Raw genomic sequence first — 15,255 nt, forward strand, 5'->3', positions numbered from 1 at the left:
TCGTCAGATCTTCAGGATGTATTCGGGTTCGATGCGCCCCATGGCGATATGCAGGATCGCGAGCGCGTTGCCGCTGAGACGACCTCTGCGATCGACATATGGCTCGGGCCAAAGGCTCTTTGCGAGGTTGGCCGCAATGTTCCTGAACATAAGGGGCAGTGCGAAAGAGGCTGGAACTGACCCCTTCTTTATCAGGTAGATCGCATTGACGACCTGGGAGTAGCCGAACCGCTTTCCGCTGACGCGGCCCGTTTTGATTCCGAGATGAACGCCCGTGATCGACGTCACGCATACGACGCGGCCTCTGGATCGCATTTGACTTGTGAAGTCGATGTCTTCTTGCCAGCCGTAGAGGACCAGGCGCTCGTCAAAGCGCAAATCGCCAACCAGCGAGGAGCGGAGCGACATATTGCATCCGTAGGCACCGACATGGTCGACCACGGACGCTCCATTCGGTTTTAGGCCCTCGGCTTCCCTCAGCGCAGCCTCTGCATCGTCCCAGGTGAGACCAGCATTGGTGGCGCCGTCTCTGACGACCCTGCCCATCACAACCGCCCATCCGCGATTTCCGGCAAAAGCCTGCTCGATCTGCTCCAGGTACTGGGTGGATGGAACGAAATCGTCGTCGAAGAATGTTATGATGTCGAAGCGCCGCAATGAAGGCACGAGAGCGGCGTTGCGTTGCGCAGCCAATCCTTTTGGACCGAACACATTCGACACAGGGAAGGGGCAGCCGTCCGGCAGGTCGATGTGTGTGGCGTCGGGTGCCGACAATATGACTTCGTCGGGAAGTCTTCTCTGGCTGCCCAAATATCCGAGCAGGCGAGCTACTTGCTCGCTGCGGCCGAGGGTTGGGATAATCACCGCAAGTTTCATGTTTCGTCCAGGCGTCGCTCCCCCTGACCATATTATGACGCGATGGCTCAAACAGCTTGAATAAAAGTGGGCGCGACCAACGCGGCCTACCTCATCGAGTACCAGCTTTTGACGTACTTCCTGCAAGCGGGTCACGACCATAAGCGGTAGGCGCATACGCGCCGGCAGCGGTCGGTGATCGATCGGACAACTTGCGATGGTCCCCGCACAAAACGGAAACTCGGGCTTAAAAGAAAGGGGAGAACCATGCTCCATGAACGTTCTTCCGACCTGGCCATCGCGGCCAAGGTCGAAATGCCGATTGAGGAGTTTCCGGCTGCCCCGGCGCCCGACTTCGACAGATATGCCAGGATAGCGGTCGTTCACGACTGGTGCCCAAATTTCCGGGGCGGCGAGCGAGTTCTGGCGCAAATCTGCAAGCAGCTTCCCAATGCAGAGGTATTCACACTTTTCGATTTCCTCCCGGCCGAGGTGAAGGAGCAATACTTCCGCGACGTGCAATTTCATGCCTCTCCGGCCAACCGGATCCCTCTGGTGCGGAAATTCTACCGGTCTCTCTTCTTCTTTTGCCCGTTTCTGATCGAGCAGTTCGACGTGACCGGCTATGACGCTGTGATCTCGTCGTCGGCCGCATTTTCTCGTGGCGTGATCACAAGGCCTGATCAGCCGCATCTGTGTTATGTGCACAGCCCTGTCCGCTATGCTTGGGACGAGCAATTCTCGTATCTTGAGCAGGGCAAGCTCGGTTTCGGTCCGAAGGGAATACTCTACCGCTATATGCTGCACCGTCTGAGGACCTGGGATACGAGAACCGCGCACGGTCCAGACCTGATGCTGGCGAATTCCAACTATGTCCGTTCTCGGATCCGCCACATCTACGGACGTGACGCAAAGGTTGTTTTCCCGCCGGTCTCGCTGAAGGAACTGCCCTGTGTCGAGGACAAGGACGATTACTACGTCTCGGCGTCCTTCCTGGCCCCCTACAAGCGCACCGACCTCGTGATCAGGGCCTTCAACGAGATGCCGTCGCGACGGCTGGTCATAGTGGGCGAAGGACAGCAATCGGCCAGCCTGCGGGCGCTGGCAGGTCCTAACGTCACATTCTCGGGATTCCTTCCTCGCAGGGACTATATCGATACGCTTGCCCGAGCGAAGGCGATGGTCTTTGCGGGTTGCGAGGACTTCGGCATCGCGCTCGCCGAGGCGCAGGCCTGCGGGACGCCGCTGATCGCTTTCGGGAGAGGCGGCGCGGTCGATATTGCACGCAGCCTGGGGTCAAATTCCGAGCCGACGGGGGTGCTGTTCAAGGCTCAGACCATCGATCACCTCAAGGAAGCGGTCAAACGGTTCGAGGAAAACAGCCACCTCATCACCCCGCGGGCCTGCGCTCGGAACGCGCAGCGCTTTTCCGAAGAGAATTTCGACCGCGCCATGCTGGACTCGATCGGAGCGGTCCAGGCACTTCACACGATCACGTGAGTTCACGTAACCTGACTATCCTGGTCTCTGGATCGATACCGTCGGCAAGAGCCATCGCCTGCAGGTAGCGCAAGGCGCTCGCTCTCCAGCTATATGCCAAGGCTCGGGCTTTTCCCTTCCTCATGAACTGCACGCGTAGCGCCTTGGAATTGCGCAGCCCCATGAAACGGTCGAACCACGCCTGCGGGTCGTTGGCAGCGGCATAAAGAGCTGCGTTCCTACAGACCTCGGGCAGGCTGGCGCGTTCGGACACGACGACCGGACAGCCCAGCGCCATTGCCTCGACAACCGGAAGACCAAAGCCTTCAGTTAGCGAAGGAAAGGCCAGGCAAAGCGAGTCCATCAGCAAAGCAGCCAACTCGTTGTCGGAAATGCGTCCGAGCCAATGGATATTTTGGGCTTCAGCTCTGGCTGATCCTGTTTTGAAAATGTCCGAATCCGACATGCCGACGACCGCGATCTTCAGTCCGGCCTTGCCAAGGCGCTCGGCCATATCGAGAATGAGCTTCACATTCTTGTGAGGTGCGGCGCCGCCGATCATGACGATTGTTTCACGCGAGGCCGCCAATCGTGTCGCCGCCGAATGTTCAGGCTTCCATCGGAGGACATGTTCATGACCGTTGGGGGCAACGAAGGCCCTCTGCTCCGCAACGATGCCCAGCCGAACCAGCTCGCCTAGCGAAAAATTGGAAACGGTCGAAATGCTGCATGCAGTCTTGCCGAGGCAGGGTAGCAGCGCTTTGTAGGAGGTCCTGAAGCGAAGTGAATAGCTCTCTGGGGCATTCCAGACATTTGCATCATGAATGCAGACAATGTGCTTGCGCGACAGAAGCGGGCCGGTATTGCACAGGCTGAGGAGCCCGCCACCCCGAAGAGAGGCGGCTAGCCGGGTCTGCTCCCATAGGTGCCCACCCCTGCTGCCTATCTCGCAACGTTCGATGGAATTGATCGCGATGTCTGAGCTGCCAGGTGGGCAGTGAAGCCTGAGTTCCAGCCCACGGGTGAGCGGCGCCTGCTCGGCGAACAGGGCATCCAGCGCACGCACGATCTCTCCGGCATAACGCTGGACGCCCGTTGTCGGTTGGGAAAGGAAACGCCCGTTGATCGTCCACTGCCGTGCCATGTCACCCTCTCCATGTCCCTAGTTTGAAACCGTCAGCGCGTGGGGTCACCACAGCCGTTGGGTCGTGCGGACGCGCGCAGCATCATCCAGGCAGGCGAGGGCGAGCGTTGGAGCTACCTCAAACGTTTGAGGGTCGCTGCGGTTCAGAGAGTGTTAGTCTGGATGTTGGGGCGGCAAGGCGGGGGACGTGATGATCGGCAAATCTGAGTTCGATGCGGCGCCGGCGGTGCAATCGGGGAATTTGAACGGACACAGCGTTGCCGCCGTGGTGGCAAGATCGCTTCCCGGAGGCTCGCAGTACCTGATTGGCCATCCGGGCCGGACATTGGCGGACTTAGTGCCGCCAAAGCGCCGGTGGACGATAAACGGTGATTTCACCACGCTTCGACGCAATGGGATAGCGCGTTATGCCCACGAGGTGACGATGGCTCTCGACGCCCTTATTTCCGAAGGGCATCCCTTGGGTCGCGACCTTGAGATCGATCTCGTGGTGCCGCGCCAGCCTGCCGAGCCTCTTCATCTGAAGGCAATCGCGGTGCGGGTCGTCCCCGAATTCAACAGGCCTCGACTTCCCCAGTTCTGGGTACAGGCGCAGTTGCCCTGGCATGTGCCGGGAGGGTTGGTGAGCTTTTGCAACCTCGCACCGGTCGTGCTGAGACGCCAGATCGCATGCATCCACGACATGCATACAAGGTTGATGCCGTCGAGCTACGGGCGAGGGTTCCGTTGGGCTCACCGCCTGATCCTTCCGCTGCTGGGCAGGCGGGCTGCACGGATCACTACGGTTTCGCAACTCTCCCGCAGTCATTTGGTCGCGTTCGGCATAGCGCGCGAGGAGAACATTGTCGTTACTTACAACGGCAGCGACCATGCTAAGAAGTGGGACGCGACGATATCATCCTTGGCTGTCAATCGGGGCAGGCCATATGTCGTTTGCCTCGGCCGGCGGGATCAAGAATACAAGAACATGGGGCTTCTCGCTAAGCTCGCATCGTTTCTAGATGAGATGGGCCTCGATCTGTGGATGCCGGGTGACATCGACGAAACCACGGTCTTGCGGCACGTCCCGAAAATGCCGGCGAACATCATCCTTCTTGGGCGCATAAGCGATCACGACTTCAAAAAGGCGCTTGAAGGCGCCCTCTGCTTCCTGTTTCCATCACGGATCGAAGGCTTTGGGTTGCCCGCTATCGAGGCTATGGCGTCGGGTTGCCCGGTCATAGCCTCGACTTCGCCCTGTTTGCCTGAAATCTGCGGAGATTCCGCACTCTATGCCGATCCGGACGACGTCCAATCATGGATCGAAAACGTTCGCCAGCTAGCGGTCGACCCAGATATGCGCAAGCGAATGGTTGGCAAGGGCCATACCAGGGCGAGCAGCTATTCCTGGCGCTGGATCGCTTGGAAATATCTCGAGCTTATGATCCAGGTCGACGCCGATTTCGGGGAAGTCTACGGGTAATTGACCGCGAGCGCAGTTACCCCGTTGGTTAGCGCACATCGCAATCAATTTGAGTCATCCTCGGCAGTCACCCCCCGCTCATCGGGGTGCTAAATCGGGGCAGCGGCACTCCAATGGTCATGCCGCTTGATGGCTAGGTTGTAGCCTCCAAAGGAGGTAACGCGAAGCTTCCCATATCCATTTTGACCAATTGCTCCCGTGTCCCGCAGTTCCGACAATCCCAATATTGATCGTCGTGCAGGGAGGCATGATCGCCATGTCGTTTCGTTTCGCAGCCGCGACTGCTTTGTTGCTGATAGCATCGGCGCCCGCATCCGCCGATTTGCTCTGGGGCGTGAACGGCCATCCGGTGATTTCCTACCCGGATGTTCCGATCGAAAAACAACTCGATTTCGTCAAGAACCTCGGTCTCAAATCATACCGGGTCAACATCACCGCCGCAGATCAAGGAGATACCCTTGCTCGGGTCGTGAAGGCCGGTAAAGAAAGAGGGATCGAAATACTCCCCGTGATCACGCCGGGACTAGACCTGGACAAGCACGATCCGGAAGAACTCTATAGTCAGGCCCGGCAATTGGCGGTCGTCCTTGGGGGCAGGTTCAAGAACGATATCCGCGTTTGGGAACTCGGCAATGAGATGGAAATCTATGCCATCATAAAGCCCTGCGAGAAACGCGATGACGGATCACAATATCCATGCAGCTGGGGGCCTGCAGGTGGAACCGGAGCGCTCGACTACTACGGTCCGCGTTGGGTGAAGGTGAGCGCTGCCCTCAAGGGCCTGTCCGACGGCATGACAGCAGTTGACCCGAGCATCAAAAAGGCAATGGGTACGGCTGGATGGGGCCATACCGGCGCCTTCGCGCGGATGAAACAGGACGGAATCGCCTGGGACATCTCGGTCTGGCACATGTACGGGGAAGATCCGGAATGGGCTTTCCACGAGATTTCCGCCTACGGCAAACCCATCTGGGTCACCGAATTCAACAACCCCTACGGAAGTCAGCACAGCGAGCGGCAGCAGGCCGACGGCGTCAAACAGGCAATGACACGGCTTCGCGAACTCCAGGATACGTACAAAGTCGAAGCGGCGCACATCTACGAGTTGCTGGATGAGACCTACTGGGCGCCGAGCTTCGAAGCCAATATGGGGCTGGTTCGACTTAGCAAGAACAACAACGGCAAATGGATAGCCGGTGAACCAAAGCCTGCCTACATGGCTGTTCGCGACATTACCCGTGGCCCGCAGCCGTTGCCCAAGCCACACCGAGATTGCGCCCCTGAAGCAAAGTTTGCCGGCCGGTTCACCTATGTCCATCAGATAAATTTTGCCTATTGCCTCGTCCTTGGCCATGATGGCGATGCCGCAGGGTTGGATCGGTGGTCGCCAGCCCTCGAGAACGGAGACGCCACGCTCACTGCCGTGATCATGGAAATGTTCCGCTCCGACGAATTCGAGGCCAAATATGCCACGATTGGCCTTACCGACCGAGCCTATATCGGCTTTCTTTACCTGATGCTGCTGGATCGCCCCGCAGACAGTTACGGCATCGAAACCTATTCCCGTCAGTTGCGGGCAGGATCAATGACGCGTGATAGCATTGCCCTTGGCATCGTCAGCTCGAGCGAATTCAAGTCCCGACATGCTGCCCTGCGCAACGCCTCGGATGTGCCCGCGCCCTACTAAGCAGGACAAGACGCTGGTTATGGCGGCGGCATTTGCAAGTCCATTGCTCCGCCTCCGGCCACAAAAAGCGCCGGCAAGTCGATTGCCGCGATCGACATGCCAGGCCGAGATCATCAGACAGATGCATCACGTCGCGGACTTGGACCCGAAATTGCTTGTTGCGGTGGCCGCGACACACGCATTGTTACTATTGGAACCGATGTGTACCGCTCTTTAGACGGTCGGCCAGGCGTGCACGAAGCCCCGAGGGAACGATATTCGTCCATAGGTGCAATCATTGGCAGCCTTTTTGGTAATCGCGGAATCTTGAGTGGACATGGAGGATTTTCGTTGAGGCTGGAGTGTCCTGCACCCAGCAGAGCCTCGTCCTGGCAAAACTATCATTTGCAGCATCGGGCATGACAACTGATTCCAGGTGGTTCCCACCCACCGCCAAGGGGAGGAAAACCATCGGTGCGCCGAGGGTTGACCTCGGCGCACCGCCTGAAACCACTCACTCTTGCGCGAGAGCGCCTTCCCCGAAAAGATCGTTGACCTTATAGGCGACTTCCGTCCTATTCGTCGCCTTCAGTTTTTTCATGATATTTCGGATGTGCACCTTCACCGTGCTTTCGCGCAGGTTCAATTCGTAGGCTATGATCTTGTTCGCCTTGCCGCGCCGAAGCGCCTGAGCCACTTCAGCTTGCCGATGCGTGAACATAGTCGTCAACGGACGCGTGTCGCGGCTGCCTGAATCGATCAGATGGCGCATGGACAAAACGCTGCTGGCCGGTACAAAGATGCCGCCAGCCGCTGCAAGATTGACGGCTTCGACACAGACATCAATACCAACTGAAGTCGGGATGTACCCACGTGCACCGCATTCAAGCGCTGTTAGTATTTGCCCGAGATCATCTGTGTCAGACAAAATTATTACCGGAACAGAGCTGAACTCTGAAGAGATTAATCTAATCTCATCTGCAATGCCGCGGTCGGCTAATTTACGCCCGCCAAGGTTGAATAGAATGGCAGCCAGAGAAGGATAAGACTCCTTCTTTATGCGCCATTCTTCGATCGCACCCATGGCGGCAATGGCCATACCGAGATCATGGTCTTTAAGGGCTGATGCCAGACATTCCCGGTCCAGGGCCCTTCCGTCCAGGATAAGTAGGCACTCTTTGTCGGCTTGTTCGTTACCCCTTCCCGTACTGTTCAAAGCAGCTTCTCGTTGACTTGCCGAATCGAAACTATGCAGTCCGATTGCAGAAACCATACTAGTACCCCAACTTTGCCTATACACAAAGCGACCCTCTGGCGGTCGCCATAACCCCCTCACAATTCCTGGATTTTTTGAAGTGTTCTACCCGTGAAGGCTTAGCCGGATCTCTCCAGCTTAGACGCTCATCATTTCCCTCTATGCCACCTGGAATTGTGTAGATTATGCTATACAAGCGGGTGCTAATCTAAGTTAATTTTCGGTGAACTTTTTTCTCACGTCATAGAACTCGCTGATGCGCGGCCAACAGGGGCTGGTCGACACGCTCACTTCATTGAATAACAGTTCGAGATTGGCAGAGCTGTCATGCTCATCCGATAGGCGGAAGCTGGGCAGACACTCCTCGGTGGCAAACTACCCCAAAGGCTTCGTTGACGAGATACGTTGCCAAGACGAACATGGATTTGCCGGCGTCTGCCCGGGCTTACGCGGTCTGTCTGCGGATATAGCGAAGACAGGATAGGGGAGCCACTCGCCCGCCCCAGTGGCTCCCCTATCGTTTTATGGGAGCGGCGCGCCGGGACAGCAAACAAGAATCCGCCTGCCAGCTTGGCTGGCAGGCGGATAGATGCTCCTGGACTTAACGCTTGGACCTCAGGCGTTTCCCTGGGGATCCGTCTCACTCAGACACCGCCCACCCCTTGCATCGCTGGAGGTCACGGTTTCGAAGGCATCGATCAACTTCTTGGCGGCTTTGTTGGCAACGTGGGATTCGGGATACTGGGCGGTCACAGCCCGCGCCCGTTCGTAAATCTCCCTGAGTTGCATCATCTGCTTAGGGCCAAATGGGCCATGTATAACACGGGCGGTCATACCGCTTATCCTCCTCATGGAACTCTCGAGAACCCACCCCGTCACCAAGAGCACCCAATAATCTCCAACTTAACACGTCATTTCACGATTGTAAGCACAACCTGCCCGCTGGCCTGTGTATAAGAGTGACGTTTCGCGCCGTCGAGGCGTTCTTTAGGGTGCGTTTGCCAATTATCCGTTTGCAGGAAGGGGTAGGCCGGAATCGGAACGGCCGGCGGGTCGAAGGGTCCCGGACGTGTCGGCCTATGCCGCGCTTTGCTTCTCAAGCTGCAGGCAACCAACACGACATTTGGGCACCAGGCTGGCAGCCATTTTATCAGGCTCACCGGCAAAATAACTTTGCGCCGTGGGATCTGCCGCTGCTCGGGGCTACGGCTTCCTGCGGAAAGCAGGACTACGCCGTTTGGCTCTCTTGCCCAAGCTATGCACCTGTCGAATGATGCACTCATCGGATAGCGTCTTTCGAACGCTAGAATGACCAACAGGGAGAGAGGCTCAGTCAGCAATGCAGGTTTCTCTGCCGGGTCTTCTGGTGTGCGCGGCCATTCTGATCATTGCATACTATTCCCGAGGAATGCTGATAGTTGGGCTGATTGCTTCCCAGGCATTCGGCGCTACCGCCGTTATGACCCTGACTTTTTTGGGTGGGTCTTCTCCGCTCATCTACACCATGTTCGAGGCTCTGCTCGTCGCTGCCGTCGCTGCCAGACGACATATATGGATCGACTTAGGAAAGGTGTTTGGGAGCATCCGCGCGGTCTGGGTTCTTGCGGGCGCTATGGTTTACGCAGTTATTGGAGCGTGGCTGTTTCCAAGGTTCTTCGCCGGGCAGACGGCTGTCTTTGTCCAGTCGAAAATCCGCGGCACCGTCGTGGAAGCTTCGCTGGCTCCGGTTTCAGGCAATACCTCTCAGACAGGCTATTTCATTCTCGGTGGGCTCACGACCATCGCGCTTTGCACCCTGTTGCTGCACTCTGACAGGATAGACCAGCTACGCCGTGGGTTCTTTTTGTGGTGCGGCCTGCATGCTGGCATGGGGCTGATTGATTTCGTCAGCAAAAATGCCGGCGTGGGCGACGTACTCGCCCCGATCAGAACCGCCAACTATGCGATCATAAGTGACGCCTACGAGGCCGGTTTCGCACGCATCACAGGACCTTTTTCCGAGGCCTCTTCGTTTGCCGGCGCCTCCCTGGCCTGCTTGGCATTCTCCTATACATACTGGAGAATGACCAGGTCCCGTCTCGCCCAGTGGCTGTCGGCCATCCTGCTTTTCCTGACCATCCTGTCGACGTCCTCGACCGCCTATGTTGGCCTCACTCTGCTGTGCATTCCGGTCGCCCTCTCAATGTTGGCATCAGTTCTCAGGGGACGAGTCGAGCGGGAGGAGATATTGATCACCGTCCTGATGGTGCTGGGCGTGGCCCTTGTTATGGGCGTGAGCCTCTACCGGGCCGACGCGCTGGATCCCTTCGTCAGGCTCATCAACAGCACCATCATCAACAAGGCAGCTTCCGCCTCGGGCAACGAGCGCACCTATTGGAACCTCAAGAGCCTGCAGTCGTTCGTTGACACCAGTGGCCTTGGCGTGGGCTTCGGCAGTTCCAGGGCATCGAGCTGGCCGATCGCGGTTCTGTCCCAGCTTGGCTTCTTTGGGTCTCTGATGATGGCCATGCTGCTCGGTGTCCTGACCAGGGGATTGGGCGGGGTACAACAATGGGTGACGCCTGAGACGGCTGCAGTCGCAATGAGCATCAGGAACGCCGCCTTCGCCGCCATAATTGCCAACTCGGTGTCGGGCGGCAGCGCTGACCCAGGCCCCATCTTCTGCATCGCAATCGCCGTCGTCTCCGCCACCAGGGTCAGCGCCTTACGCATGGCAGCAGGATTTGAAAGACACAATCGCTATCAGGCGGCACAGCCCATGCCTGCTATCGATGCCGCTTAGGCGACCGGAACGCTACGCGACGCCCAGTGCCACTCGAGTTGTTTTGCCAGCGATGCCGGAAAATCGGACTACTGCTTTCGTAGCCATTCACTGCTTCGCCGACTCCTTGTGATATTTGCGCGATCTCAGCAGCCGTATGCAGTGCCATGTGTCTTTGGCTCTAGGACGAGCTGATAAATGTAGGCTTGCGTTGGCAGCGGGCAATTTGCGATTGTGATATCGCGAGGCCTGCCCTTTTGGCAGCTACTCCAGAGGCGAGGTACGCCCACGCCTCAACGAAACGTCCGGCCTGCTTTATCCGCCCAGCAGCAGGCTTCGCCAGCCCTGCAGGAAGCGCTGTTTAGAAGCGCGCGAGGCAACGTCCCGCAGTTCGCGGCTGGCCTGTGCCTTTTCGCTCGAACTGCGTGAAAGCGCTTGCCGCATCGCCTGTCCGATTGCAGTCGTGTCGTGTGGAGGAACTTGCACGCAGACTCCTTCCACCGCTTCCACCAATGCACTTCTCTCGGAGACGATCGGTAAGAGGCCCATATGGGCCGCCTCCAAGGCGGGCATTCCAAACCCTTCCAGAAGGCTCGGCAGAACGAATGCCTCAGCGTTCGCGTAGAGCCATCGCAACTGGCTGTCCGGCACATATCCCGGCAGCACCGTCCCTGGTATCGATTTCGCAAGATCGATGATCTTCTCGCGGCCGTCGCCTCGCGAGCCGCAAAGCACGTATTTGATACCTTGCTTGTAGAACCCGCCGTTTCGATATGCCTCAAGCGCCGTGATCTGGTTCTTGCGTGTTTCAAAGGCGCCGACAGTCAAGAAGAATGGCCCTTTGACAGCAGGAAGGGATTCCAGGGATCCATCAAACAGGCCCGTACGCACGTACAGCGGAATGGTGATCAGGAATCGGAAATTTGACCCATAGATGGAGACGAAATTATCCTTCGACCAATCGCTGACGAAAACAATCCCGGGCCTGTGTCTGCGGATTTTTTCATATGCGACACGGTAATTCTCAACGGTTCCAGGGTCATAGAGGAAGCTGTGGCTCAAAGGGCCGACGTCATGGCAGAGCACGACATCTTTTTCAGCCAGCTCTGACCTCAGCACAAAGAGCGGATCGAGAAAAACCCGGCTGTAGCCATCAGCGGCTTTGCTGCCGATCAAGCAATATCGGCTATCCTTAAGCCAATTGATTTCCAGCATCATCAGCCTTGCCGCGATCTTGCGCGCCAGCCCTCCGGGAGCCACCGCGCCAAGTCTCCAATATCGAACCCGTGCGTGCTGTGGTACGAACTCCTGGCAAAGGTCCTTTGCGATATGCCAAGCACCAGTCCGGTTCAATATCGATAACGAGTTTTCAAAGAGTGGACGACCAACGGCGAGAGCCCCGAAGGGTTCGGAACAAGTCGATCCAACTCTTCCCGCCGCCCTCCGTGGACCTTGCCGCTTTTCAATATCCAACGACCGTTCTCCAGATAGGGGTATCGAACCCATTGACGGCATTCATCCAATGCCACGGAAAAAATTGTCGTAAGTTTCAGTATGGTCGTGAAAAGGTATCGGGTAGTGGCTTTTTGTCAACGGAACCAGAGGACAAGAGGCTCCTTTAAAGGAGCAAGTTGGGTCTAACCTTATTGATAATAGTTGCCGCAGCGGGAATTCAGCCCAGCAAACTCCGAGCGTTCTTGCGCTCGCGATCATCCGCAGGCATCAGGCTGACTGTGCGTCATCGCTGGCGGCGCGCTATCACATCTGTTGCCGTGCTGGCCCATGTGGGTGGTACCGTCTCAGATGTGCTCGCGCGCGCCGATACGGCCACTCGGCGCCAGGGATGAGGGCAGGGATGAGGTGCACTCCTTTCCCTGCCTTCAGCATCGCGAAAGTCGTAAGCCCAGCCAGATAAGCATACACTGAAAGGCAGCGGCGCGGACGGCCCCAAAATCGAGACCTTCATCGTGGTCGAACACGGAGGCTGTCGGCCTTCTTCGACATCCTCGATCCGAGCCCGCGTCCATTCAGCTCCGATGCAGACTGCGCCAGGCTGCCGGCCTCAGCGCGATAAGGCACGATCTGTAAGTCGGCGATAGAGCGCTCTGCCGCCCCCGGCTCCTTCCATCATTCAAAAACAACTTAGATGGATGGGTGTTTGGTGTGGATAAGCCTTCAACGGTCATTGGTCCCGCGAGGCAGGCCGAGCACTCTTGCCGTATGAAGGCGGAGTACGTTGAACTAGTCTTACTGGAGCAATCTCTTGCCAACGCTGGCGGGATGACCCGTCCGTTTTTCGATCGAGTGAGTGATGTCGCCGAGAAAACGGACGGTTCCATCCTGTTCGATGTTCGCGTCGATGGCGACATGCGAATCCAGAGGTTGGCGGCAATTGGGTATGGTGCAAATGGCACCGTCGCAATCATTATGGACAAGCAAGGGCAACTTAGCTCCGCTCCGATAGACGGCGACGAGGACAAAATTGTCGAACTAACCGTGTGGTGTTCTCTGCCGATGGCTGAGCAAGCCCGCGTTAGCTACACGGGCGCCATCGCGCTTTTGCTTACGAAGCTTCGTCAGGCGGGATTCCTTGAATGAAATGGCCGCTTAAAGGGCCGCCGTTCAGCAAATCGAGCAGAGATGGTATGGGGAAGCGACTCGCCTTTGCCGAGCTTGGCGCCGTCAGCACGGTCACCCAGGCGCGCATTGCGGACCAGAACTCGACGGCACGACCCAGTTGATCGGCAACCAGATGAAGGAAAACGGAGCACGGATATATGACCGCCAGGGGGGCAATTGGCTTCCGCACCAAACCTAGAATCCGCTGGATTCTCATTCGTGGCTGACATGCGTTTGGCGCGCTCGCACTATGCGGGTCTCAACCCGGGGCGAGTTCGGCAAGTTCGTCGGCCGCTTCACTAATACCGAGTGCTGCTGCGCGCTCAAGCCATAGGCGACCGGCTGCCGGGTCGCGCTCCCCAGCGATACCCCTTGAGAAATAACGCCCGAGCATGAGTTGGGCTTGGCCGTGCCCACGTCCAGCAGCGGCGGAGTACCATTTCTGCGCCGCCGTTTGGCTGACCCGCACGCCCTGGCCAGTTCCATACATCGCGCCAAGTGCAAACATCGCTCCGGCGTGACCGTCGAGCGCGGCCCGCTCGAACAGCTGCATAGCTACCTTTGGCTCACGCGCGCCACCGCGGCCATTGAGCAGCATCTCGGCAAGCGCCACCTGGGCGTCGAGCAGGCCGGCATTGGCCGCCCGAGCAAACCAGAGGCGGGCCTGCGATAGGTCGGTCACCACGCCGCGTCCATCTTGCAGGAGACGGGCGTACATATATTGCGCCTCGGCGACACCTTCAGCCGCGCGCCTTAGCCATTGCGCCGCTTGGCCCTCGTCCTGGCGGACGCCAACGCCATTGGCGAAGCAGAGCCCAAGATTGAACGCGGCGATCAGGTCCCCCGATGAAGCGGCCGCTTCGAACCATCCGGCAACGCTTGCACGATCATCCGGCTCGCCGGCTCCTTCGAGAACAAGATTGGCGAGATCGACCTGTGCTTCCTGATTGCCGCCAAGTGCAGCGGCGCGTAGCCAGCGTGCCCCTTCTTCGAGATCCTGAGCCACGCCGTTGCCCGTCAAATAAAGCGAGGCCAAAGCGCGGGCGGCGGCCTGATGGCCCGCTTCGGCCGCCCGCCGATACCAGTTTGCGGATTCTGCAAAATCCGGCCGCTGCGTTTTTACATAGCGATCGCCAAGGAGATAGGCAGCCTCAATATTGCCCGCCAATGCAGCGCGCCGCATCCACGCCTCTCCAGCAGATATGTCCTGGTCGACAGATGCACCATCAATCAGTGCCAGTCCCAACCGGAACTGAGCGGAGGGAAGGCCTTTTTCTGCAGCAGCCTGATAGAGTTGAACGGCTGCGTTGATGTCGCGCACGACGCCGAGCCCGTGCTCGGTAAGGACCGCGAGAAGGTAGATTGCGGTCGGCAGACCGGCGTCGGCGGCGCGTCTTACCTCGTTTGCAATCCTGACCCTGTTTTCACGTTTGCCACTACGGGCGAGCGACAGGGCAAAGCCGAGACACCCCTCGGCGCAGCCGGCAGAAGCCGACTTCTCGTACCATCGGTGCGCCGCATCTGCATTGCGCATTGCTTTGGGACCGCTGGTAAGTATATAGCCGAGGATCGCCTGTCCGGTGGCCGAGCCCGCCTCAGCCGCCTTGGTGGCAAAATCGAACGCCGCTGTGAAGTCCGGTTTGCCCGAGGAATCCGCCATGAACAATTGGTCGGATTCGGAGCCCTTGCCGTCGCCTTCCTTAGCCACCAGCCCGGTCAGGTAGAGAGCAGCGAGCAGCGCTTGCGCATCGGCGCTCCCGTGGTTGGCTGCCCGCAGCAGCCATCGCGCCCCTTCCATACGGCTTGGCGGCACACCCGAGCCTTCGAGATAGCAACGCGCGACCCGGTACTCGGCCTCGACGATCCCCGCGCGCGCCGCGGTCGCCATCAGCGGAAAGGCTTCTGCGGGCTTGCCGCTGTCAGAGAGCTGGATCGCTCGGCGCAACGCTGCCGCCGGGGAGGCCAAGACAGTCAGCCGATCCAGGATTGTCATCGATCCGAGCCTCCGAAAACA

The 15,255-nt window shown here is 58.3% G+C and carries 10 protein-coding genes; 5 read left to right on the forward strand and 5 right to left on the reverse strand.

Annotated features, from left to right (window positions below; all coding sequences use genetic code 11):
• Positions 1–3 precede the first annotated feature (3 nt).
• Positions 4–876 carry a glycosyltransferase family 2 protein gene (locus AC3EMP_RS18305; protein ID WP_023697344.1) on the reverse strand — a complete coding sequence of 291 codons (873 nt, stop codon included), beginning with the start codon at positions 874–876 and terminating at the stop codon, positions 4–6.
• 246 nt (positions 877–1,122) lie between these two features.
• On the opposite strand from AC3EMP_RS18305, the gene AC3EMP_RS18310 reads away from it, so the two are divergent.
• Complete coding sequence (locus AC3EMP_RS18310; protein ID WP_023697343.1) at positions 1,123–2,355, forward strand: glycosyltransferase; 1,233 nt, start codon at positions 1,123–1,125, stop codon at positions 2,353–2,355.
• Here the strand turns inward: AC3EMP_RS18310 and AC3EMP_RS18315 are convergent.
• The gene (locus AC3EMP_RS18315; protein WP_023697342.1) at positions 2,348–3,478 is read right to left on the reverse strand and encodes a glycosyltransferase family 4 protein; all 1,131 of its coding nucleotides are present in this window, start codon (positions 3,476–3,478) and stop codon (positions 2,348–2,350) included. The two genes, AC3EMP_RS18310 and AC3EMP_RS18315, sit on opposite strands and share 8 nt — an antisense overlap.
• Before the next feature lie 190 nt (positions 3,479–3,668).
• Here AC3EMP_RS18315 and AC3EMP_RS18320 point away from each other — a divergent pair, with 190 nt between their 5' ends.
• Complete coding sequence (locus AC3EMP_RS18320; protein ID WP_023697341.1) at positions 3,669–4,940, forward strand: glycosyltransferase family 4 protein; 1,272 nt, start codon at positions 3,669–3,671, stop codon at positions 4,938–4,940.
• Positions 4,941–5,187: 247 nt separating this feature from the next.
• Complete coding sequence (locus AC3EMP_RS18325; RefSeq protein WP_488494641.1) at positions 5,188–6,627, forward strand: DUF4214 domain-containing protein; 1,440 nt, start codon at positions 5,188–5,190, stop codon at positions 6,625–6,627.
• A gap of 493 nt (positions 6,628–7,120) precedes the next feature.
• On the opposite strand, the gene AC3EMP_RS18330 is transcribed toward AC3EMP_RS18325, so the two are convergent.
• Positions 7,121–7,879 carry a LuxR C-terminal-related transcriptional regulator gene (locus AC3EMP_RS18330; RefSeq protein ID WP_352446911.1) on the reverse strand — a complete coding sequence of 253 codons (759 nt, stop codon included), beginning with the start codon at positions 7,877–7,879 and terminating at the stop codon, positions 7,121–7,123.
• 1,321 nt (positions 7,880–9,200) lie between these two features.
• Here AC3EMP_RS18330 and AC3EMP_RS18335 point away from each other — a divergent pair.
• A complete protein-coding gene (locus AC3EMP_RS18335; protein WP_023715468.1) occupies positions 9,201–10,643 on the forward strand; it encodes a hypothetical protein in 1,443 nt (480 codons plus the stop codon).
• Positions 10,644–10,937: 294 nt separating this feature from the next.
• Here the strand turns inward: AC3EMP_RS18335 and AC3EMP_RS18340 are convergent, their stop codons facing one another.
• A complete protein-coding gene (locus tag AC3EMP_RS18340; RefSeq protein WP_245275364.1) occupies positions 10,938–11,840 on the reverse strand; it encodes a glycosyltransferase in 903 nt (300 codons plus the stop codon).
• A gap of 945 nt (positions 11,841–12,785) precedes the next feature.
• Between AC3EMP_RS18340 and AC3EMP_RS18345 the strand changes: the two genes are divergently transcribed.
• Complete coding sequence (locus AC3EMP_RS18345) at positions 12,786–13,220, forward strand: hypothetical protein (RefSeq protein ID WP_245260159.1); 435 nt, start codon at positions 12,786–12,788, stop codon at positions 13,218–13,220.
• 280 nt (positions 13,221–13,500) lie between these two features.
• Here the strand turns inward: AC3EMP_RS18345 and AC3EMP_RS18350 are convergent, their stop codons facing one another.
• Positions 13,501–15,234 (reverse strand): tetratricopeptide repeat protein, encoded by a 1,734-nt coding sequence (locus AC3EMP_RS18350; RefSeq protein WP_352713491.1) that lies wholly within the window; start codon positions 15,232–15,234, stop codon positions 13,501–13,503.
• Positions 15,235–15,255: the final 21 nt, after the last annotated feature.

This window comes from Mesorhizobium sp. P160219 (assembly GCF_057786095.1).

What these genes read in the sequence shown, in the direction of transcription:
- AC3EMP_RS18310 (WP_023697343.1), top strand. Translation starts at nt 1,123, where the DNA reads ATGCTCCATGAACGTTCTTCCGACCTGGCCATCGCGGCCAAGGTCGAA.
- AC3EMP_RS18335 (WP_023715468.1), top strand. Translation starts at nt 9,201, where the DNA reads ATGCAGGTTTCTCTGCCGGGTCTTCTGGTGTGCGCGGCCATTCTGATC.
- AC3EMP_RS18330 (WP_352446911.1), bottom strand. Translation starts at nt 7,879, where the DNA reads ATGGTTTCTGCAATCGGACTGCATAGTTTCGATTCGGCAAGTCAACGA.
- AC3EMP_RS18320 (WP_023697341.1), top strand. Translation starts at nt 3,669, where the DNA reads ATGATCGGCAAATCTGAGTTCGATGCGGCGCCGGCGGTGCAATCGGGG.
- AC3EMP_RS18305 (WP_023697344.1), bottom strand. Translation starts at nt 876, where the DNA reads ATGAAACTTGCGGTGATTATCCCAACCCTCGGCCGCAGCGAGCAAGTA.
- AC3EMP_RS18350 (WP_352713491.1), bottom strand. Translation starts at nt 15,234, where the DNA reads ATGACAATCCTGGATCGGCTGACTGTCTTGGCCTCCCCGGCGGCAGCG.
- AC3EMP_RS18325 (WP_488494641.1), top strand. Translation starts at nt 5,188, where the DNA reads ATGATCGCCATGTCGTTTCGTTTCGCAGCCGCGACTGCTTTGTTGCTG.
- AC3EMP_RS18315 (WP_023697342.1), bottom strand. Translation starts at nt 3,478, where the DNA reads ATGGCACGGCAGTGGACGATCAACGGGCGTTTCCTTTCCCAACCGACA.
- AC3EMP_RS18340 (WP_245275364.1), bottom strand. Translation starts at nt 11,840, where the DNA reads ATGATGCTGGAAATCAATTGGCTTAAGGATAGCCGATATTGCTTGATC.